16 protein-coding genes and 1 pseudogene are annotated in these 19,404 nt (G+C 72.8%); 6 read left to right on the forward strand and 11 right to left on the reverse strand.

Annotated features, from left to right (window positions below):
* Window positions 1-337 precede the first annotated feature (337 nt).
* Window positions 338-2,068 (forward strand): aa3-type cytochrome oxidase subunit I, encoded by a 1,731-nt coding sequence (gene ctaD / locus ACZ7MG_RS40590; protein ID WP_471395164.1) that lies wholly within the window; start codon window positions 338-340, stop codon window positions 2,066-2,068.
* On the opposite strand, the gene ACZ7MG_RS40595 is transcribed toward ctaD, so the two are convergent.
* The 5 genes from ACZ7MG_RS40595 to ACZ7MG_RS40615 form a co-directional block, all read right to left on the reverse strand.
* A complete protein-coding gene (locus tag ACZ7MG_RS40595) occupies window positions 1,977-2,987 on the reverse strand; it encodes a helix-turn-helix transcriptional regulator (RefSeq protein WP_471395165.1) in 1,011 nt (336 codons plus the stop codon). The two genes, ctaD and ACZ7MG_RS40595, sit on opposite strands and share 92 nt — an antisense overlap.
* 99 nt (window positions 2,988-3,086) lie before the next feature.
* Entirely contained in the window at window positions 3,087-3,929 is an 843-nt protein-coding gene (locus ACZ7MG_RS40600) for a hypothetical protein (protein WP_471395167.1), read from the reverse strand.
* Window positions 3,926-5,188, reverse strand: a complete 1,263-nt coding sequence (locus tag ACZ7MG_RS40605) for a glycosyltransferase family 4 protein (RefSeq protein ID WP_471395169.1) — start codon at window positions 5,186-5,188, stop codon at window positions 3,926-3,928. The genes ACZ7MG_RS40600 and ACZ7MG_RS40605 overlap by 4 nt, the downstream gene beginning before the upstream one ends.
* Before the next feature lie 192 nt (window positions 5,189-5,380).
* Window positions 5,381-6,685, reverse strand: coding sequence for an ABC transporter substrate-binding protein (locus tag ACZ7MG_RS40610; RefSeq protein WP_471395170.1), 1,305 nt, complete (start codon window positions 6,683-6,685; stop codon window positions 5,381-5,383).
* The gene (locus tag ACZ7MG_RS40615; protein WP_471395172.1) at window positions 6,660-7,247 is read right to left on the reverse strand and encodes an MTB12 C-terminal domain-containing protein; all 588 of its coding nucleotides are present in this window, start codon (window positions 7,245-7,247) and stop codon (window positions 6,660-6,662) included. The genes ACZ7MG_RS40610 and ACZ7MG_RS40615 overlap by 26 nt, the downstream gene beginning before the upstream one ends.
* A gap of 132 nt (window positions 7,248-7,379) precedes the next feature.
* Here ACZ7MG_RS40615 and ACZ7MG_RS40620 point away from each other — a divergent pair.
* From ACZ7MG_RS40620 to ACZ7MG_RS40630, 3 genes and pseudogenes are all read left to right on the forward strand, one after another.
* Window positions 7,380-7,874 (forward strand): annotated as a pseudogene (locus ACZ7MG_RS40620) (hypothetical protein); the annotation flags it as partial.
* A 98-nt stretch (window positions 7,875-7,972) separates the two neighbouring features.
* Window positions 7,973-11,353 carry an ABC transporter permease subunit gene (locus tag ACZ7MG_RS40625; RefSeq protein WP_471395174.1) on the forward strand — a complete coding sequence of 1,127 codons (3,381 nt, stop codon included), beginning with the start codon at window positions 7,973-7,975 and terminating at the stop codon, window positions 11,351-11,353.
* The gene (locus ACZ7MG_RS40630; protein ID WP_471395176.1) at window positions 11,350-11,991 is read left to right on the forward strand and encodes an ATP-binding cassette domain-containing protein; all 642 of its coding nucleotides are present in this window, start codon (window positions 11,350-11,352) and stop codon (window positions 11,989-11,991) included. The genes ACZ7MG_RS40625 and ACZ7MG_RS40630 overlap by 4 nt, the downstream gene beginning before the upstream one ends.
* 96 nt (window positions 11,992-12,087) lie before the next feature.
* On the opposite strand, the gene ACZ7MG_RS40635 is transcribed toward ACZ7MG_RS40630, so the two are convergent.
* Complete coding sequence (locus ACZ7MG_RS40635) at window positions 12,088-12,744, reverse strand: transglycosylase family protein (RefSeq protein ID WP_471395178.1); 657 nt, start codon at window positions 12,742-12,744, stop codon at window positions 12,088-12,090.
* A gap of 536 nt (window positions 12,745-13,280) precedes the next feature.
* On the opposite strand from ACZ7MG_RS40635, the gene ACZ7MG_RS40640 reads away from it, so the two are divergent.
* A complete protein-coding gene (locus tag ACZ7MG_RS40640; RefSeq protein ID WP_471395179.1) occupies window positions 13,281-14,051 on the forward strand; it encodes a hypothetical protein in 771 nt (256 codons plus the stop codon).
* Window positions 14,052-14,292: 241 nt separating this feature from the next.
* Window positions 14,293-14,661, forward strand: a complete 369-nt coding sequence (locus ACZ7MG_RS40645) for a hypothetical protein (RefSeq protein WP_471395180.1) — start codon at window positions 14,293-14,295, stop codon at window positions 14,659-14,661.
* Between the two features lie 106 nt (window positions 14,662-14,767).
* Here the strand turns inward: ACZ7MG_RS40645 and der are convergent, their stop codons facing one another.
* From der to aroH, 5 genes are all read right to left on the reverse strand, one after another.
* The gene (gene der / locus ACZ7MG_RS40650; protein WP_471395181.1) at window positions 14,768-16,228 is read right to left on the reverse strand and encodes a ribosome biogenesis GTPase Der; all 1,461 of its coding nucleotides are present in this window, start codon (window positions 16,226-16,228) and stop codon (window positions 14,768-14,770) included.
* Window positions 16,229-16,336: 108 nt separating this feature from the next.
* Complete coding sequence (locus tag ACZ7MG_RS40655; protein WP_471395182.1) at window positions 16,337-17,047, reverse strand: lysophospholipid acyltransferase family protein; 711 nt, start codon at window positions 17,045-17,047, stop codon at window positions 16,337-16,339.
* Window positions 17,044-17,721 (reverse strand): (d)CMP kinase, encoded by a 678-nt coding sequence (gene cmk / locus ACZ7MG_RS40660; RefSeq protein WP_471395184.1) that lies wholly within the window; start codon window positions 17,719-17,721, stop codon window positions 17,044-17,046. The genes ACZ7MG_RS40655 and cmk overlap by 4 nt, the downstream gene beginning before the upstream one ends.
* A gap of 142 nt (window positions 17,722-17,863) precedes the next feature.
* Window positions 17,864-18,949: a prephenate dehydrogenase gene (locus ACZ7MG_RS40665; protein ID WP_471395186.1), complete on the reverse strand. Its 1,086-nt coding sequence runs from the start codon at window positions 18,947-18,949 to the stop codon at window positions 17,864-17,866.
* The gene (gene aroH / locus ACZ7MG_RS40670) at window positions 18,946-19,314 is read right to left on the reverse strand and encodes a chorismate mutase (protein ID WP_471395188.1); all 369 of its coding nucleotides are present in this window, start codon (window positions 19,312-19,314) and stop codon (window positions 18,946-18,948) included. The genes ACZ7MG_RS40665 and aroH overlap by 4 nt, the downstream gene beginning before the upstream one ends.
* Between the last annotated feature and the right edge of the window lie 90 nt (window positions 19,315-19,404).

Genomic DNA, 19,404 nt, shown 5'->3' on the forward strand with positions numbered 1-19,404 from the left:
TCACGCTTCTGTCACAGAACCACGACACCCGATTCGGCCCAACCCAGTCACACGTACGAGCGGTTCCTTACGCCTTCCGCGCGCTGCCGAACGGAATTCCCGACCCCTTCGGCACCATCGCGAATAGCCCGTCGGAATGCATGTCCGGGGCCGTGTGTGTCCGGTGCATGTCCAGCCTTTTCCCACCGATTCCCGGACGGCTCCCGGAAGCCCCCACCTCATGGGAAATACACGGTTCCCGCACACTTCCCCCCTACGCCCCCTGTCGGAGCGACCGGGACCGCGCGCATCATGGCGTGCATCACGGGCCCAGGACGCGGCAGCGAAGGGGCGAGCGATGGGGACCGAGACCGTACAGGCGCCGGCACGACCCGTACGGACCAGGAAGCCCGGACGCGTGGTGGTCGACTGGCTGACCACGACGGACCACAAGAAGATCGGGCACCTCTACCTGGTCACGTCGTTCCTGTTCTTCCTGGCCGCCGGTCTGATGGCGCTGGTGATGCGCGCGGAGCTGGCCCGGCCGGGCACCCAGATCGTGGACAACGAGCAGTTCAACCAGCTGTTCACGCTGCACGGCACGATCATGCTGCTGCTCTTCGCGACGCCGACCTTCGCCGGGTTCGCCAACGAGATCATGCCGCTGCAGATCGGCGCGCCCGATGTCGCCTTCCCCCGGCTGAACATGTTGTCGTACTGGCTGTTCCTGTTCGGCGGGCTGATCGTGCTGGGCTCGCTGCTGGTGCCGTCGGGGCCCGCCGCCTTCGGGTGGTTCGCCTATGCGCCGCTGAACAGTCTGGAGCGGTCACCGGGGATCGGGGCCGATATGTGGATCATGGGGCTGGCGCTGTCCGGCTTCGGCACGATCCTGGGCGCGGTGAACTTCCTGACCACGATCGTCGCGATGCGCGCCCCCGGGATGACGATGTTCCGGATGCCGATCTTCACCTGGAACACGCTGTTCACGTCGATCCTGATCCTGATGGCGTTCCCGGTGCTCGCCGCCGCGCTGCTGGTCCTGGAGGCGGACCGGCGGTTCGGCTCGCAGGTCTTCGACGCGGCGAACGGCGGGGCGCTGCTGTGGCAGCACCTGTTCTGGTTCTTCGGGCACCCGGAGGTCTACATCATCGCCCTGCCGTTCTTCGGGATCATCACGGAGATCATCCCGGTCTTCAGCCGCAAGCCGATCTTCGGCTATCTGACGCTGGTCGGGGCGACGATGGCGATCACGGGGCTGTCGATCGTGGTGTGGGCGCACCACATGTTCGCCACGGGCGCGGTGCTGCTGCCGTTCTTCTCGTTCATGAGCTTCCTGATCGCCGTGCCGACGGGGGTGAAGTTCTTCAACTGGACGGGGACGATGCTGAAGGGCTCGCTGTCGTTCGAGACACCGATGCTGTGGGCGACCGGCTTCCTGGTGTCGTTCCTGTTCGGCGGGCTGACCGGGGTGATCCTGGCGTCGCCGCCGATGGACTTCCATGTCACCGACTCGTACTTCGTGGTCGCGCACTTCCACTACGTCGTCTTCGGCACGGTCGTCTTCGCCACCTTCGCGGGGTTCTTCTTCTGGTGGCCGAAGTTCACCGGGAAGATGCTCGACGAGCGGCTCGGCAAGATCCAGTTCTGGACGCTGTTCGTCGGCTTCCACACCACGTTCCTGGTGCAGCACTGGCTGGGCGCCGAGGGCATGCCCCGGCGGTACGCGGACTATCTGGCCGCCGACGGCTTCACCGCCCTCAACACCGTCTCGACCATCGGCGCGTTCCTGCTGGGCCTGTCGACGCTGCCGTTCCTCTACAACGTCTGGAAGACCTCCCGGTACGGGGTGAAGGTCGACGTGGACGACCCGTGGGGGTACGGCCGGTCGCTGGAGTGGGCGACCTCCTGTCCGCCGCCGCGCCACAACTTCGTGACGCTGCCCCGGGTCCGCTCCGAGGCCCCGGCGTTCGATCTGCACCATCCGAAGTTCGCGGCGATCACCCCGCCGCAGACCCGGAAGGGCCAGGAGGGGACGCCGCATCCCCGGTTCGGTCAAGAGCGGCCGACAGGCGGTCCCGAAGTGTCCTGATCGTCTCGGTCAGCCCCTCCGGTTCGACGACCTCGAAGTCGACGCCGGTCATCATCACGTGAATGGCCATCACATCGAGGCTCGGGGCCCCGGTGCGCAGCAGACAGCTGTGCGCGTCGTAGGGCTCCAGGGTGCCCGCCGAGGGCGAGATCCGGGCGGCGGCCTCGTCGAGGGGCACCAGCAGCCGTACGACGGCCTGAGAGGCGTACACGCCCCTGGAGACGCCCTGGGAGACGTACGCGGCGAGGTCCTCGGCCGGGGGCTCGCGGGGTGTGAAGCGCGGGCCGTGCGGCGGCCGGGGCGTGAGGCGGTCCACGCGGAAGGTGCGCCAGTTGGCGCGTTCGACGTCCCAGGCGACCAGGTACCAGCGGCGCTCGGTGCACACCAGGCGGTGCGGCTCGACGGTACGGCGGGTGGCGGCGCCGGTGTGGTCGCGGTACTCGAAGCGCAGCCGCTCGGCGTCCCGGCAGGCGTTCGCCAGTTCGGTGAGCACCGCCGGGTCGATCGCGGAGAGCTGGGGGCCGCGCAGCAGCGGCACGGTGAAGGCGTTCAGGGCGCCCACCCGGCGGCGCAGCCGGCTCGGCAGCACCTGTTCGAGTTTGGCGAGGGCACGTACGGAGGACTCGCCGATGCCGTCGATGCCCTGTCCTGCGGCCGAGCGCAGTCCGACGGCCACCGCGACCGCCTCCTCGTCGTCGAGGAGCAGCGGCGGCAGCTCGGCACCCGCGCCGAGCTGGTAGCCGCCGCCGGTGCCCGGGCTGGCGTTGACCGGGTAGCCCAGCTCGCGCAGCCGGTCCACGTCCCGGCGGACGGTGCGCGCGGTCACACCGAGCCGGCCGGCGAGTTCGGAGCCGGACCATTCGCGGTGGGACTGCAGGAGCGAGAGCAGCCGCAGCAGCCGTGCCGAAGTCTCCAACATGGGGGCGAGTCTGCCAGCGGTCGAGGACAGGGTGTGTCCTCGACCGCGGCCGGTTCGGTGCGGGGCGGTTCAGCTCACGGCGGCTCAGCTCACGACAGCTCAGCTCACGGCGACCACCGTGACGGACAGGTCGTTGTGGGCCGTGTAGTACGGCTCGCCCTCCACCGGGCCGCCCTGCCCCGACTCGGCGCGGGACCGGGGATAGACGAAGACCGGGTGCTTGTCGACGATGTCGTCGAGCAGCCGCGCGACCCGCACCCTCGGACCCGGCTCCCCCTCGGGGCGCAGCCACAGGTCCCAGTGGCCGGGCGGCAGTTCGCCGTACGCGACGGTGAAGCGGACGCCGCCCGGGGCGTCCGAGGCGGTGAGGTCGGCGCGTACCGCGGGTGCCACGCCGTTCTGGTCGGTGATCTCGACGTACGCGCCGGGCGCGGTCTCGGCGCCGTACAGCCGGGCGGTGACCTCCAGCCGGCCGTCGCCGATGTGGAGTGCGCCGGCCTCGGCGTGCGGGGAGCGCTCCCAGGCGCGGAGCGTGAGGTTGCCGTGCTTGGTGCCGTACGGGATGCGGACGACGATCCGGTCGGCGGCGGGAGCCGGGGCGCGGTCGACGAGGGAGCGCAGGTCGTTGACGCCGGGGGACAGCCGGAGCGGCTCGCCGTCGGCCACCTGGAGGTGGACGTCCCAGTAGCCCTCGGGAAGGTCCAGGCTGCCCGGCAGCGCGGCCCGCAGACGGCCGTCGCCGGCCGGGGTAAGGGGCAGACGGACCTCCGGGGCACCGTCGCGGGAGACGAGGACCAGGTGGGCGGGGCCGGACTCGCCGCGGTCGGCGACCTCGAAGGTCAGACCGCCGGCGAAGTCGGCGACACAGTCGGCGCGGAGCGGCGCGATCCTGTCCTCCCGGTCGTCGCGGCGGGCGGGCTGCTGCGGAGCCAGCGTCATCATGCGGTGCGCCCCTTCTTGAGAGCGGAACGTCCGGCATCCCGAACGGCGTACGCGCCGCCGAGCAGAGCGCCACGGGTGCGGTGCAGGGAGCCCCGCATCCGGCCCACCGAGGAGGCGCCGCCACGGGCGACGAGGTCGCCGAAGAGCGTCTCGTAGCGCTCCGCGATCCGGGACGGGTCGAAGCGCTCGGAGTCCTCCAGCGCCGCGTGCGCCATCCGCTGCCGCTTGTCGTCGTCGTTGATGAGTTCCAGCAGACCGCCGGCGATGGCCTTGACGTTGCCGACCTTGACCAGGCGGCCGTCGACGCCGTCGTCGATGATCTCGCCGGGCCCGTGCGGGCAGTTGGTGGAGACCACCGGCAGTCCGCAGCGCATGGCCTCGACGATGGTCATGCCGAACGACTCCAGGCTGGAGGTGACGGCGGCGATGGAGCCCTTGGCCCACTCGGGCTCGATGGGGTTGGCGGGGCCCATCAGATAGACGTGGTTGTAGAGGCCCAACTTGTCGACGAGGGCGCGGAGTTTGTCCTTCTGCTTGCCGCCGCCGTAGATCCGCAGGCGCCAGTCGGGCCGCTCCTCGCGCACCTTGTCGAAGGCCTTGATCAGCAGGTCGTAACGCTTCACGGGCGCGAGCCGCCCGGCGGCCACGACCCACTTGCCGGTGCCGTCGGCCGGGTCGATGCCGGGCGCGGGCACCGGGTTGGGGACGGCCTGCACCCGGACGCCGGGCAGCCGCATCTTCGAGTTGTACGCGCGCGCGTCGGCCTCGGTGGTCGTGGTGAGCGCGTCGAGCCTCGGGTAGACGCCGCGCAGGGTGGCGCGCAGGGCCGGGGAGTGGCTGTCGAGCGTCAGATGCTCCTGGCCCACGCGGATCGGCCCGCGGCGGGTCTGCCGGGCCATGTGCACGTTCAGCCCGGGGCGGGTGCCGACCAGGACGTCGGCGTCGACCGAGGCGAGATGCTCGGCGATCCGGCGGTCGGTCAGGGCGCTGTACTGGTGGTGCCGGCCCTCGGCGCGCGGGAAGACCTTGGCGGGACGCTCCAGGTCGGCGTGGCCCTTGTCGGCGCCGCCCTCCCGGATGTCGACCAGGCCGCGCAGCCGGACCTTCGGGCTCACGTCGAAGACGGGCTCGTCACGGTGGCGGAAGACGGAGACGATCTCCACGTCGTGCTGTTCTGCCAGGGTGTTCGCAAGGTTGTACGTCGTACGGATCGTTCCGCCGATCCCGTACGCGTTGTGTATGAGAAAAGATATGTGCATGCGTCCCCCGAACCCCCTGGTTTCCCTGGTCATCAGCCGATTTCCCCGACCGTCCGTCCATGGCGGTGCTGGTCCACCACCACACGCTTAGACCCGGGATCCCTGGGAATGGTTGGACATCATCATCAACTCGTTCTGCAACGGTTGCCCGATCGATAGGCGCCGGAGGGAACCTGTTCGCCTCTGCGTGCATCAGGGCCTGTAGGGCAGTTGGGGCACGTCGAAGCAGGTGTCGTTCATCTCCCCCTGGCTCAGCCACCCCTTCCCGTCCTGCCAACGGGCCACGGACACACAGGTCCTGCGGGTCTTCGGGGGCTCGGCGAGCCGTTCGAAGCGGACCGGGACGAGCAGTCCGTCGGCGCTGTAGGGCTCGGCACGGTTCATGAACCGGTCGACGCACGCGCGCGTGACGCCCTCCTCCCCGCCCGCGCACGATCTCGCCGCGTCCGTGAACCACATCGCCGCGGCCCAGCCCTCCAACTGCCACTGGGAGTGCGTCTCCAGGTCCTTCGTCGCGTCCCGGAACTCCCGTACGGCCGCGTCGGATTCGTCCGCGTGGTTGCGGCTGGAGCCGGTCGCCCACAGGGCGTTGCGGCAGCGCGGGGCGTCCTTGTAGTCGTCGGCGACCGTGGAGGTCCAGTTCTGGACGTTGGTGACCTTGGCGGTGACGTCGGCGCCCACCTCGTCCAGCGCCTCGCAGAGCCGGGCGTTGCCGTGTCCGTCGATGGCGTCGAAGACCAGGTCGGCGCCCTGCTCCTTGATGTCGGCCGCCGCCGCGCGGAAGTTGGGCAGCGCGAAGTCGAGCTGCTCGGTGACCACGCGGTACCCCTCGGCCTTCAGCCCCTGGACGACCAGGCGCGCGTAGGCGGCCGACGCGGACTGGTTGTACGAGACCACGGCGGCGGTGCGGGCGCCGTGCTCCCGCTTGAAGTACCGGTACACCTCGGTGCCGCCGTACTGCTCCCCGTCCCAGCCGGTGGTGCCGTTCCGGGGCGCGAGGCTGCCGTAGACGCTGTACAGGTACGGATACGTGTCGTACGCCGGGCCGATGGGCTGGCCGCCGATGTCGGGCACGCGCGCGCGGGCGACACGGGCGGCGCCCGCGTAGTCGAGGGCGGTGGTGGCGACCAGCGCCACCACACGGTCCTCCTCGACGAGCCGGTGCACGCACTCGTTGTTGCCGACGCCGCTGCCGCCGTCGTCGCACTCCCGCACCTCGACCCGGCGGCCGTCGATGCCGCCGCGCGCGTTGAGCGCGGCGAACCAGGCCTTCGCCCCGTCGCGCGGCCCGGTGAACGCGGTCCCGCCGACCGGGCTGGTGACGCTGGTGACGATCCCGACGCGCAGCGGCTCGGCGCTCGCCGGGGCCGTGGCCGTGTCCCGGCGTTCGAAGTCGCTCTCCGGGAGCCGGCTGCCGCAGGCCGTCGCCATCGCCGTCGCCAGAAGCAGCAGCAGACCCGCGGCGGCCGTCTCAGCAGCCCGGGCCCGGGGTCGCATTGCCGCTCAGTGCGACCAGCCCGCACAGCGTCTTGACGGACACCTTCCAGGTGCCGTCCTGCTCGACGGCCGTGCCCGCCGCGTCCGGCAGGGCCGTGGCGCCCTCCAGAAGCAGGGTGTACGTCACGTCGGCGCCGGTCGCGGAGGTGAAGGCGACCTTCTGGACCTCGGCCTCCACCTGCCCGCCGCGCTCGTCGCCGCTGAACGCCGCGAGGACCGGGCCCATCTCGTCGCCGTTCTCCAGCACGGCCTGTTTCTCCTCGGTGGAGGTGGAGGGGTCGAAGAACGTCTTCCAGTTCTCCTGGATCTCCTTCTCCGCCGCCGCCGTGTCGGCGGGCCCGCTCGCGCTCGTGGTCTCCTCGGCCGGTTCGCTCGCCGTCCGTTCCACGGAGGGGGTGGGCGGTGCCGAGTCGCCGCCGCCCCCGCTGTCGTCGCTGCACGCCGCGAGGGCCGGGGCCAGGAGGAGGACCAGGGCGGCGGCCAGCGCCGTGCCCCGTCCCGCCGCCCCTGGACCACGTCCCCGCCGTCCGTTCGCCCGCCTGAGGTCGCTCCCGAGAACCATCTGGCTCACCACCGGGTGTCGGTCCGGGCGGCACGCGCCCGGTTCTTTCAGGGTCAGCTTGCAGAAGGCATAGTGCAAGCCATCGGCTGGGATGGACAGACACACGACGTGTGGGAGCCACGGATGCCCTGGATGCCCCGTACGAGGACAGCTCGACCGTGGACCGTGCATCCCGCCGCCCTCTGGACCGGCTGGGCGGGGTGGGCCGCGCTCGCCGGGGGCGCGGTGCTGTGCGTCGTCGGCTGGTACGGCGTCTCCGGTGAGCGCTTCGCCGAACGGCAGCTCCCCTATCTGGCCTCCTGCACGGTCCCCGGCGCCGCGCTGATCGTCGCCGGCGCGGTCCTCCTCGCCCACGGCCGCGAGGCCCTGGCCGCCACCCGCGTCGAGGAGCTGTACGGCCTCCTCGTCGCCGCCGAACCGGACGACGCCGGCGCGGAGTCCGGGACGACGACGGCGCCCCTCGCCGTCAGCGGCAGGCTGCTGATGGTGCCCGGCGGCACCCTCTGGCACCGCGCGGACTGCCCGCTGGTGTCCGGCAAGGCGGAGGCGGTGCCGGTGGACTCCCGGGTCCTGGCCGGCGGCGAACTGCGGCCGTGCCCGATCTGCGAGGCCCCCGACCGGGACGACGACCCCGCGGCCCCCGAAGCAAACTCCGCAGCCGACACCGCGGCCGATTCCGCCGCCGACTCCGAAACGGACTCCGAAGCGGACTCCGAAGAGGTCTGATGGCGTCTCTGACGTACGACCTCACCCTCGCGGGGCTCTCGGTCGGCAGCGCGGCGGCCCTCACCGGGATCGGGCTGGTCGTGACGTACCGGGCTACCGGTGTGCTCAACTTCGCGCACGGGGCGATCGCGATGGTGTGCGCGTATCTGCTGCGCCAGTTCGCCGTGGAGTGGGGGTGGCCCCTCTGGCTCGGCGCCCTCGTGACCCTGCTGCTGGTCGCCCCCGCCGTCGGCCTGGTCCTGGAGCGCTTCGTCTTCCGCCCGCTCGCCGTGCTCGGCGGCGAACCCGCGCGGACCCTCGTCGCCTCCATCGGCGTCTTCGTCCTCCTCGTCGGCGGGGCCGCGCTGCTGTGGGGCCAGGGCGCGCGGGACGACGCGCCCACGCTGGTGCCGGCCGACCCGTGGGGCCAACTGGCGGTGGCCGTCGCGGTCGCGGCGGCCGTGGGCGCGGTCACCCGCTGGACGCGCTTCGGCCGCGAACTGCGGGCCGTCGTGGACGACCGCTCCCTCGCCGTGCTCGGCGGCATCGACGCGGACCGGGTCGCCGCCGCGGGCTGGGCGTTCGGTTCCTTCACCGCGGGCCTGACGGGCGTGCTCCTGGCGCCCTACGTCCGCCTCGACCCGTACGGCATGCCGCTGCTGGTGATGGAGGTGGTCGCGGTGGCGGTCGCCGCCCGGATGCGGAGCCTCCCGGTGGCCGTCCTGGTCGCGCTCGGCATCGGGATCGCCCAGAGCCAGCTGACCCGGCTCCACCCCTCCGGCTGGGCGGAACCACTCCTCCAGGCCGTGGCCACCAACCTCTTCGTCGTGGCCCTCCTGATCGCGGCACTCGTCCTGCCGGGCGTGGGCACCCGCGACGCGCTGCCCCGCCCGGCGGCCGCGCGGACCGGCACCCCCGCCGGGGCGTGGATCGTGGCCCTCCTGCTGTTCCTGATCCCGCTGGGCTTCGCGGGCCATGACCTGCACACGGCCGTCCAGGTACCGGCGCTGGGCGTGGTCCTGCTCTCCCTGGTGGTGGTGACGGGCCGGGGCGGCCAGATCTCCCTGGGCCAGGCGGGATACGCGGGCCTGGGCGCCCTGTTCATGGCCCTCCTGACGGCCGGGCGCCTCCCCTTCCTCCCGGCGCTCCCCGAACCGGCCGCGCTCCTGGTGGCCGTGGTCCTGGTGGCCCCCCTCGGTCTGCTCACCGGCTGGCCCGCGATCAGCCGCCACGGGCTGGCCCTGGCCCTCGCCACGTTCGCCGTCGGCGTCGGTGTGAGCCGCTTCGTCTTCGCCCAGCCGTACGCGACCTCGGGCCTCACCGTCACCCGCCCCCAGGGCTTCGAGGGCGACCGCGCGTACTACGCCCTGGAGTTGCTCCTCCTCGCCCTCGCCCTCCTGGCCACCCACGCCCTGCGCCGGGGCCGCACGGGACGGGCACTGGCCGCCATGCGGGACCACGAGGCGGGGGCCTCCGCGGCGGGTGTCCGCGTCCCCGCGCTGAAGCTGGCGGCGTTCGTGACGGGCGCCGCGCTGGCCGCGCTCGGCGGGGGGATGCTCGCGATGGGCGTCCGCGCGTTCGACCCCGCCGCCTACGACCCCGTCCGCGGCCTCCTCTGGTTCGCCGCGATCGTCGTCCTCGGCGCCGACAGCCCCCTCGGCGCCCTCACGGCGGCCGCCCTCCTGGTGGGCCTCGACGCGGGCACCGAGGGCGGCGTGGCGGCGGCAGTCATCGGCCTCCTGGCCCTCCTCGTGGGCCGCTTCCCCAGCGGCCCCTACGAGACGGCACGCGCGGGCTACGCCCACCTCCGGGCAAGAGCGGAAGGCCGCGGCGAGCTGACAGCGGTGGGACGACGGACACGGGAGAGGGTACGGGCGGGGGTGGCGACCGGAGCGAGGGTGGCGACCGGGGCGAGGAGCGGGGGGCCTGCGGGGCTTGGCGGTAGGGCGGGGCACAGGGAGGCGGCGGGGCTTGGCGGGAGCGCGGGACCCAGCGGCGCGGCAGAGCTTGACGGGAGCGCGGGACCCAGCGGCGCGGCAGAGCTTGACGAAAGGGCGGGACCCAGCGGCGCGGCGAGGCATGGCGGGAAGGCAGGACCCAGCGGCGCGGCAGGGCTTGACGGAAGGGCAGGACCCAGCGGCGCGGCAGGGCTTGACGGAAGGGCGGAACCCAACGGCGCGGCAGGGCCTGGCGGGAAGGCGGGACCCAGCGGCGCGGCAGGGGTCGGGGGGAGCGGGGGTCCGGCGGCGGTCCGCACCATGGGTGGCTCGGCAGGGGGTTGGTGGGGTGGTGCGGAGGCGAGGGAGGACTTGCCGGCGGACGCGTCCGAGGCGACGACGGCGACGGGCGGCCCGGCAGCAGCCGGTGCCAGCGGGGCGGCGGAGCCCGGCACGGGGGGCCACCGAGCCGGTGGTCGAGATTCCGCCGAGAGTCGTTCCACGCACCGTGGCATGCCCGCCCGCAGAGCCCCCGACGACGACCGAGCACGCGGCGGCACCGGCCCCGGGCGGGCCTCGGCCGAGGCCCGACGCCCGTCGCAGGACGAGACGGGACCGGGCGAGGCCGAGCCCGGCACGAGCACCAGGCACAACCCCGGCGTCCCCGCCAGCCCCCCTCCTCGTACCTCTCCCGGCGCCACCCCGGCCGACCACACCCACCGCACCCCGCACCCCCCTTCCGTCGGCCCCTCCCCCTCCCTCCAAGCCCGTCACCTCCGCCTCGGCTACGGCGAGTTCACGGCGCTCGACGGGGTCGATCTCGATGTGCTGCCCGGTCGGGTGAGTGCCGTCGTGGGTCCGAACGGGGCCGGGAAGAGCACTCTTTTCCACTGTCTCGCCGGGACGCTGCGGCCCGGGGGCGGTCAGGTGCGCCTCGGTGGGCGGGATGTCACACGGCTGGCCGCGCACACCCGCACCCGGCTCGGGATCGCACGCACGTTTCAACAGCTCGCGGTCTTCCCGTCGTTGAGCGTGGCCGAGAACGTCCGCGTGGGCGCCGAGCAGGGACGGGTCGCCGACCCCGGCGCCGTGGAGCGGGCGTTGCGGCTGCTGGGGCTGGACGGACCGGTACGGACGGCCCCGGCGGCCGGACTGCCGACCGGGACACTACGACGGGTCGAGCTGGCGAGGGCGCTCGCCGGCAGCCCCCGCGTACTGCTGCTCGACGAGCCCGCCGCCGGACTCGACACCGCCGAGGTCGCCGCCCTCGCCCGCGTCCTGCGCGCCCTCGCCGACGACGGCATGGCCCTGCTGGTCGTGGAGCACGACCTCGACCTCGTCGCGGACCTCGCGGACGTCGTGCACGTCATGGCGGCGGGCCGGATCGTCACCTCCGGCCCCGCCACCCACGTCCTGCGCCCACCGGCCCCCTCCGTCCCGCACGACCCGGCGGCCGGACGATGACCCTCCTCTCCCTGCGCCGCGCCCGCGTCCGCTACGGCCCCCTCGAAGCCCTGCACGGACTCACCCTCGCCGCCCCGGGCCCCGGCCTCACCGTACTGCTCGGCCGCAACGGCTCCGGCCGTACGACCGCGCTGCGGGCCCTCGCCGGGACGGTGCCGCTGTCCGGCGGGGCGGTGGTGTGGGACGGGGTGGACATCTCCCGGACGCCCGCGCACGAGCGGGCCCGGCGAGGCCTCGTCCTCGTGCCGGAGCGGCGGGCCGTCTTCGGTTCGCTGACCGTGCGCGAGAACCTCGAACTCGCCGCGCCGGACCTCACGTACGCCTTGGACGCCTATCCGCCGCTCGAACCCCTGCTCCCCCGCCGCGCCGACACCCTCTCCGGGGGCGAGCAGCGCATGCTCGCCCTCGCCCGTGCCCTGTCGGCCCACGCGCGCGTGGTCCTCGTCGACGAACCCGCCCAGGGCATGTCACCGGCGGTCGCGGCCCGTACGTACGAGCTGCTGGGCGGTCTCGACGCGTGCGTGGTGATCGCCGAACAGCGGCTGCCGCCGGGGCTGCGCGACGTACCGGGCGTGCTCGTGTACGAACTCCGACGCGGGGCACTGGCGTTCGCCGGCGAGGCGGCCGAACTCGCCTGATCCGGCACCGCGCGGGCCCCGCCCGGCACAGCGGGCCGGACGGGACCTCGGCGCCCCGGGCCCGGGCACACCGGCCAAGGAGCAACCGGCCAGGGGTCAGAGGTCGAGGCGCTGCCCGGGCACGATCATGTTCGGGTCGCCGCCGATGACGGCCCTGTTCGCGGCGTAGACCTGCCGCCAGGTGGTCCCGTGCCCGGCGGCGATGCCGCTCAGGGTGTCGCCCTGCCGGACGGTGTAGTCACCGCGTGACGCGCTGCGGTCCGGGTGGGCGGGGGCGCGCGACGGCGCCTGCTTCACGGTCTTCCCGGATCCGGCGGGGGCCACCGGCTTGACGGACTTGGCGGGGGCCGAGCCCGTGGCGGGCGCCGCCGGCGCGCTGCCGGAGGCTCCGGCGCGACCGGAGCAGGTGGGCCACGCTCCCCAGCCCTGCGCGCGCTGGACCTTGGTGGCGACGGCGATCTGCTGGGACTTGGAGGCCTTGTCGGCGGTGGCCGCGTAGGCCGTGCCGCCGTAGGCGCGCCAGGTGGAGGCGGCGAACTGCAGGCCGCCGTAGTAGCCGTTGCCGGTGTTGATGTGCCAGTCGCCGCCGCTCTCGCACTTGGCGATGCGGTCCCACACTCCGCTGTCGGCCGCCGAGGCGCTGCCGGTGACGGCCAGGAGTCCCAGCGGGGCGAGCAGGACCGCCCCGGCGAGAACCGCCGTCGTACGCGTCCTGCGAGCGCTGCCGCGCGTGGTATCGGCGCATTCGGACATGAAGATTCCTCTCCACGGACCCGGGATCCCCCAAGGCGGGGCGCTTCCCGCGCTTGGACGCGGGTGTCGCGCTCCGCCCCGTCCGCCGGAGCTGGTGCTCGCGCGCTGTCTGGCTCTGCGCGGCCGGCGGACGTACCCGAGCGGTGCTCGTTGCACACGGCCGGGAATGTAGGGAGGTTGACGGGCTGTCAGCAAGCAATCGCTTGTCATACGAGGCCAGTTCACCGTTACCCCGAGTAGCGACCAGTTCCGGCCACCCACTTCATTCCCTGATTTCCTGATATGTCGGCCAGGTGTCCTGCTGATCTGTGACCCACTTCACCGGGTCAACTTCGCCGGACGCTCGGGAAGTTGGCGCGGAGTAACTGATTCCGCCCAGGGATTCACCCTGTGCTGCGGTTGGTTCGATTCCGTTCGTCGTCGGGCGTGACTCCGGCCACAGATCGCCCGTTGTCTTCTGCATGGGCCGGAACCTCCGCGCTCATGGGCCGGGCGCCACCCGGCACCGACACCGCACCGCATCCCGAGGAGCCACCGTGCCGCGCATGCTCGACGTCAGCGACGAGGTACGCGCCGAGATCGGCGACGAAGAAGCCGACCGGCTGCTCGCCGGAGAGAACGCCCCCGGCGGCTACGACTGCACGTCGTGCCGCACCCCCGGCGACTCCGAGCAGGAGCGCACCAGCACCGTCCTCTTCGTCGGCGACGAGACAGCCGTGCTCGCCTTCGCCCACGCCACCTGTCTGCCCTCCCAGGTCGTCCAGGTCACCGAGGAGCAGCTGCAGGGCGCCGCTCGTTCCATCGCCGGGGACGCCCCGGCCCAGGCCGCGCCCGAGCAGGCCGTGCTCGGCGTCACCAGCGGACTGATCCTGCTCAGCGGCGAGCTGCACCCGGCGCTGGTCGTCGAGCCGACCGCCCCCATCGCCCGCCCGGGTACGACGGGCGTGGGCGACGACTTCCTGCCGCTGCTCATCGAGCAGGGCTTCATGCCGCTCCCCCAGATCGACGCCGTACCGCCCGTGCTGCACGGCTGGTCCGTGCTGCTCGCCATGGGCCAGCTGCACGCCATCCTGCAGCCGGGTGGCTCCGGTGGTTCGCCGGTCGCGTGGTGGCAGGCCCATCAGGCGCTGCAGGTCGCCGACGCGTGGCGGGCCGCCGCGAACAAGCACCAGCAGGTGCTGATGTTCGCGGCGCCGGTGGGGTCGATCGGGCGGCAGCCGCGTGAGGATCTGCTGCGGGACGCGCTCGACAAGGCGGCGGCGAACGGGAAGTTGGTGGCGGCGACCCTGCCGCTGGCCGGGACCTGATCGCTTCACCTCGGGTGCACTTCGAGTGCACTTCGGAGTCACGCCGTAAGACTTTCGCTGGTCAGCCGGCCGCGGGTCGATCGTGGTTGATCGCGCAGTTCCCCGCGCCCCTTTCGGGGCGCTCCGCCGACCCGGAGGCTGAATGGTGGAGGCAGCGCATCTCTTGCCCCGTGGGGTCGTTGGCACAGACGTGCACGCATACGACGTACCTCGCCGTCAGTCCTATCAGTCGATCCCGTCCATGCGGCCGACTCAGGATCCGTCGGGCGGGCCCTCGGCCACGCCCATCTACGACTCGCTCTACGCGGAGTGGGTCAGGACCTACCGGACCCTGCCGGGCGACCGGCACGGGGAGGAAGGGTTGGGGTTCACAGGTTTCGGCAGTCTGTCGCACGGCTCGGGCGGACATCGCACCACCGGGACGTACGCCTCCGACTCGTACGGCGCCCGGCACGCGGCGGGGCATCTCGCCACCCAGCGCGAGACCCAGCCCGGTCAGACGACCACGACGGCGGCCGTGTGGCAGCCGGTCGGGCGGATCCCCACCGGACACACCGGGATGCACCACATCCCGTCCCCGCTGCCGCCGGGACCGCGCCGGGGTCTTTGAAGCGGGCACCTCGGGCACATGAGGAGGCGGCCACCCGGATTTCCGGGTGGCCGCCTCCTCATGTCGTAAGGCCTCGCCTCAGCGCCTTGCTACTTCTTCCAGCCGCCTACTTCTTCTTGCCGCGCTTCTCGCGCACCCGCACCGAGATGTGGATCGGGGTGCCGTCGAAGCCGAACTCCTCGCGCAGCCGACGCTCGATGAAGCGGCGGTAGCCCGCCTCGATGAAGCCGGAGGCGAAGAGGACGAAGCGCGGCGGCTTGGTGCCCGCCTGGGTACCGAAGAGGATGCGGGGCTGCTTGCCGCCCCGGATGGGGTGCGGGTGGGCCGCGACCAGCTCGCCGAGGAAGGCGTTCAGGCGGCCCGTCGGGACCCGGGTCTCCCAGCCGGCGAGGGCCGTCTCGATCGCGGGGACCAGCTTCTCCATGTGCCGGCCGGTGCGGGCCGAGACATTGACCCGGGGCGCCCAGGCGACCTGGCCGAACTCGGTCTCGATCTCCCGCTCCAGGTAGTAGCGGCGCTCCTCGTCGAGGGTGTCCCACTTGTTGTAGGCGATGACCATCGCACGGCCCGCCTCGACGGCCATCGTCACGATCCGCTGGTCCTGCACCGAGATGGACTCGGAGGCGTCGATGAGGATGACGGCCACCTCCGCCTTCTCGACGGCGGCGGCGGTGCGCAGCGAGGCGTAGTAGTCGGCGCCCTGCTGGAGGTGGACGCGCTTGCGGATGCCCGCCGTGTCGACGAACTTCCAGACGACACCGCCGAGTTCGATCAGCTCGTCGACCGGGTCACGGGTGGTGCCCGCGATCTCGTTGACGACGACACGCTCCTCGTTGGCCACCTTGTTGAGGAGCGAGGACTTGCCGACGTTCGGGCGGCCGATGAGCGCGATCCGGCGGGGGCCGCCGACGGCCGTGCCGAAGCTCTGCTCGGGCGCCTCCGGCAGGGCCTCCAGGACGGCGTCCAGCATGTCGCCGGTGCCGCGGCCGTGCAGCGAGGAGACCGGGTGCGGCTCGCCGATGCCGAGGGACCACAGCGCGGTCGCGTCGGCCTCGCCGCTCGGGCCGTCGACCTTGTTGGCGCAGAGCACCACGGGCTTGTTGGCCTTGCGGAGCAGCCGGACGACGGCCTCGTCGGTGTCGGTGACGCCGACCTTGGCGTCCACGACGAAGACGACCGCGTCGGCGGCCTCGATGGCGTACTCGGCCTGGGCGGCGACGGAGGCGTCGATGCCGAGGACGTCCTGCTCCCAGCCGCCGGTGTCGACGACCTTGAAGCGGCGGCCCGCCCACTCGGCCTCGTAGGTGACACGGTCGCGGGTGACGCCGGGCTTGTCCTCGACGACCGCCTCGCGGCGGCCGATGATGCGGTTCACCAGGGTCGACTTGCCGACGTTCGGACGGCCGACGACGGCGAGGACGGGCAGCGGGCCGTGGCCCGCCTCCTCGATCGCGCCCTCGACGTCCTCGAGGTCGAAGCCCTCTACCGCGGCGAGCTCCATGAACTCCGCGTACTCGGCGTCGCCAAGCTCTCCGTGCTCGTGCTCGGAGGGAAACTGGTCGTTCATGAAGTCCGTACCTCGTAGTTCATCGTGGTGATCGGTGGGCCACCCGGCGTGTCCGCCGGCCGGTCCACTACTCAGTGTCGCCCAGCGCCCGATCGGACGCCCGGCGTTTTACCGGCGGCCGGTGAGCCGCCGGGCGTGGTCCAGGTGTGCGCCGAGCTGCTGCTGGATGCGCACGGTCGCCTCGTCGAGTGCCTTGCGGGTGCGCCGTCCGCTGCCGTCGCCCGCCTCGAACGGGTCGCCGAAGACGATGTCGACGCGGGAGCGCAGCGGGGGCAGCCCCTTGATCAGCCGTCCGCGCCGCTCGGTGCTGCCCAGGACGGCGACCGGGACGATCGGGGCGCCGCTGCGCACGGCGAAGTAGGAGAGCCCGGCGCGCAGCGAGGCGAAGTCGCCCTCGCCACGGGTGCCCTCCGGGAAGATGCCGAGCACGCCGCCGCCCGCGAGGACGGCGAGCGCGCGGGTGATGGCGGTGCGGTCGGCGGTCGAACGGTCCACCTCCACCTGGCCGACGGCGCGCATGAACGGGCCGAGCGGACCGACGAACGCCTCCTTCTTGACCAGGAAGTGCGAGGCCCTGGGTGCCACCCCGATGACCATGGGGCCGTCGACGATGTGGGAGTGGTTGGGGGCGAGGATCACCGGGCCGGTCGCGGGGACCTTCCAGGCGCCCAGCACACGCGGCTTCCACAGCCCGTACATCAGGCCGACGCCGATGCGCCGGCCCACCTCGGCGCCGAGCGGCGAAGGAACCTCGGCCGACGGTGTCCCGGCCGAGGTCGTCCGGGCCGACGGGGCGCGGTCCGCGGAAGCCTCGCTCACTTACCCGCCCGCTTCTCCTCGACGAGGGTGACGACGCACTCGATGACCTGCTGGAGGGTGAGGTCCGAGGTGTCCACCTCGACCGCGTCGTCCGCCTTGGCGAGCGGCGAGGTCTTGCGGCTGGAGTCGGCCGCGTCCCGCTTGAGCAGGGCCTCGCGGGTCGCCTGGACGTCGGCGCCCTTCAGCTCGCCGCTGCGGCGGGCGGCGCGGGCCTCCGGGGAGGCGGTGAGGAAGATCTTGAGGTCGGCGTCCGGCAGGACGGTCGTGCCGATGTCGCGGCCCTCGACGACGATGCCGTTCTCCGCGCCCGCCGCGATGGAGCGCTGCAGCTCCGTGATCCGGGCCCGCACCTCGGGGACGGCGCTCACGGCGCTGACCTTGGAGGTGACCTCCTGGGTGCGGATCGGGCCGCCGACGTCCGTCCCGTCGACGGTGATCGTCGGCGCGGACGGGTCGGTGCCCGAGACGATCTCCGGCTTGCCCGCCACGGCGGCGATCGCGGACGGGTCTTCTATGTCGATGCCGTTGGTGACCATCCACCAGGTGATCGCCCGGTACTGGGCGCCGGTGTCCAGATAGCTCAGCCCGAGCTGCGCGGCCACGGCCTTCGAGGTGCTCGACTTGCCCGTGCCGGAGGGGCCGTCAATGGCAACGATCACTGTGGCGCGTTCCACTGGGGAGCACCTTTCCTGGTCCGAGGTGGTGGGGCGAGACGGAAAGCGCCCCGGACAAGGGTACTGGTTGCGCGTAGCCCATCCGGCCGCACCCGCCACCACCCCTACCGGAAGCGTTCCGGTACCGGAGGCGTTCCGGCCCCTACTGCCGGATCGCCCAGCCCCGCTCCCGCAGCGCCCCCGTCAGCACCGCCGCGGCCTTCGGCTCCACCATCAGCTGCACCAGACCGGCCTGCTGCCCGGTGGCGTGCTCGATCCGTACGTCCTCGATGTTGATCCCGGCGGCCCCCGCGTCGGCGAAGATGCGGGCCAGCTGCCCCGGCTGGTCGTCGATCAGGACGGCGACGATCTCGTAGGCGCGCGGAGCGGACCCGTGCTTGCCGGGGACGCGGACCTGGCCGGCGTTGCCGCGGCGCAGGACGTCCTCGATGCCGGTGACGCCCTCGCGGCGCTTGGCCTCGTCGGAGGCCTGGAGGGCGCGCAGGGCCTGGACGGTCTCGTCGAGGTCGGCGGAGACGTCGGCGAGGAGGTCGGCGACCGGGCCGGGGTTGGCGGAGAGGATGTCGATCCACATGCGCGGGTCGGAGGCCGCGATCCGGGTCACGTCCCGGATGCCCTGCCCGCACAGGCGTACGGCTGACTCCTCGGCGTGCTCCAGCCGGGCAGCGACCAGGCTGGAGACGAGGTGCGGCATGTGGGAGACCAGGGCGACGGCCCGGTCGTGGGCGTCGGCGTCCATGACCACCGGGACGGCCCGGCAGTGCGAGACCAGTTCCAGGGCGAGGTTCAGGACCTCGGTGTCGGTGTCCCGGGTCGGGGTGAGCACCCAGGGCCGGCCCTCGAAGAGGTCGCCGGTGGCGGCCAGCGGGCCGGACTTCTCCCGGCCCGACATGGGGTGGCTGCCGATGTAGGCGGAGAGGTCGAGGCCCAGCTCCTCCAGCTCCCGGCGGGGGCCGCCCTTGACGGAGGCCACGTCGAGGTAGCCCCGGGCCAGGCCCCGGCGCATGGCGTCGGCGAGGGTCGCGGCCACGTGCGCGGGCGGGGCGGCGACGATCACGAGGTCCACCGGGCCGTCGGGCGCCTCGTCGGTCCCGGCGCCGAGCGCGGCGGCCGTACGGGCCTGCTCCGGGTCGTGGTCGGTGAGGTGGACGGTGACCCCGCGCTGGGCCAGGGCGAGGGCGGCGGAGGTGCCGATCAGCCCGGTGCCGATGACGAGTGCGGTTCTCACTGGGCGATGTCCTTGCGGAGTGCGGCGGCGGCCCCCAGGTACACATGGGCGATCTCCGCGCGCGGCCGGTCGGACTCGATGTGGGCGAGTATCCGGACGACCCGGGGCATGGCGCCCTCGATGTCCAGCTCCTGCGCGCAGATCAGCGGGACGTCGGCGAAGCCGTCGCCGAGCTTGCGGGCGGCGGCGGCCGGGAAGTCGCTGTGCAGGTCGGGCGTGGCCGTGAACCAGATGCTGATCAGGTCGTCCGGGCCGAGCCCGTTGCGCTCCAGGACGGTGGTGAGCAGCTCGCCCACCCGCTCGTCCATGTGCCCCGCCTCGTCCCGTTCGAGTTGGACGGCGCCCCGGACCGCTCGTACCGCCACGGCTGTGCTCCTCGCTGATGTGCATCCCGGCTCGTTGTACGACCAGCCTAGTCAGCCCTCCCCGGGCCGGTGCGCGGCGCCCGCCTGCCG

Source organism: Streptomyces sp. NPDC107538 (assembly GCF_055657445.1).

What these genes read in the sequence shown, in the direction of transcription:
- ctaD (WP_471395164.1), top strand. Translation starts at nt 338, where the DNA reads ATGGGGACCGAGACCGTACAGGCGCCGGCACGACCCGTACGGACCAGG.
- der (WP_471395181.1), bottom strand. Translation starts at nt 16,228, where the DNA reads ATGAACGACCAGTTTCCCTCCGAGCACGAGCACGGAGAGCTTGGCGAC.
- ACZ7MG_RS40645 (WP_471395180.1), top strand. Translation starts at nt 14,293, where the DNA reads ATGCGGCCGACTCAGGATCCGTCGGGCGGGCCCTCGGCCACGCCCATC.
- ACZ7MG_RS40630 (WP_471395176.1), top strand. Translation starts at nt 11,350, where the DNA reads ATGACCCTCCTCTCCCTGCGCCGCGCCCGCGTCCGCTACGGCCCCCTC.
- ACZ7MG_RS40615 (WP_471395172.1), bottom strand. Translation starts at nt 7,247, where the DNA reads ATGGTTCTCGGGAGCGACCTCAGGCGGGCGAACGGACGGCGGGGACGT.
- ACZ7MG_RS40600 (WP_471395167.1), bottom strand. Translation starts at nt 3,929, where the DNA reads ATGATGACGCTGGCTCCGCAGCAGCCCGCCCGCCGCGACGACCGGGAG.
- ACZ7MG_RS40605 (WP_471395169.1), bottom strand. Translation starts at nt 5,188, where the DNA reads ATGCACATATCTTTTCTCATACACAACGCGTACGGGATCGGCGGAACG.
- ACZ7MG_RS40635 (WP_471395178.1), bottom strand. Translation starts at nt 12,744, where the DNA reads ATGTCCGAATGCGCCGATACCACGCGCGGCAGCGCTCGCAGGACGCGT.
- ACZ7MG_RS40595 (WP_471395165.1), bottom strand. Translation starts at nt 2,987, where the DNA reads ATGTTGGAGACTTCGGCACGGCTGCTGCGGCTGCTCTCGCTCCTGCAG.
- ACZ7MG_RS40610 (WP_471395170.1), bottom strand. Translation starts at nt 6,685, where the DNA reads ATGCGACCCCGGGCCCGGGCTGCTGAGACGGCCGCCGCGGGTCTGCTG.
- ACZ7MG_RS40625 (WP_471395174.1), top strand. Translation starts at nt 7,973, where the DNA reads ATGGCGTCTCTGACGTACGACCTCACCCTCGCGGGGCTCTCGGTCGGC.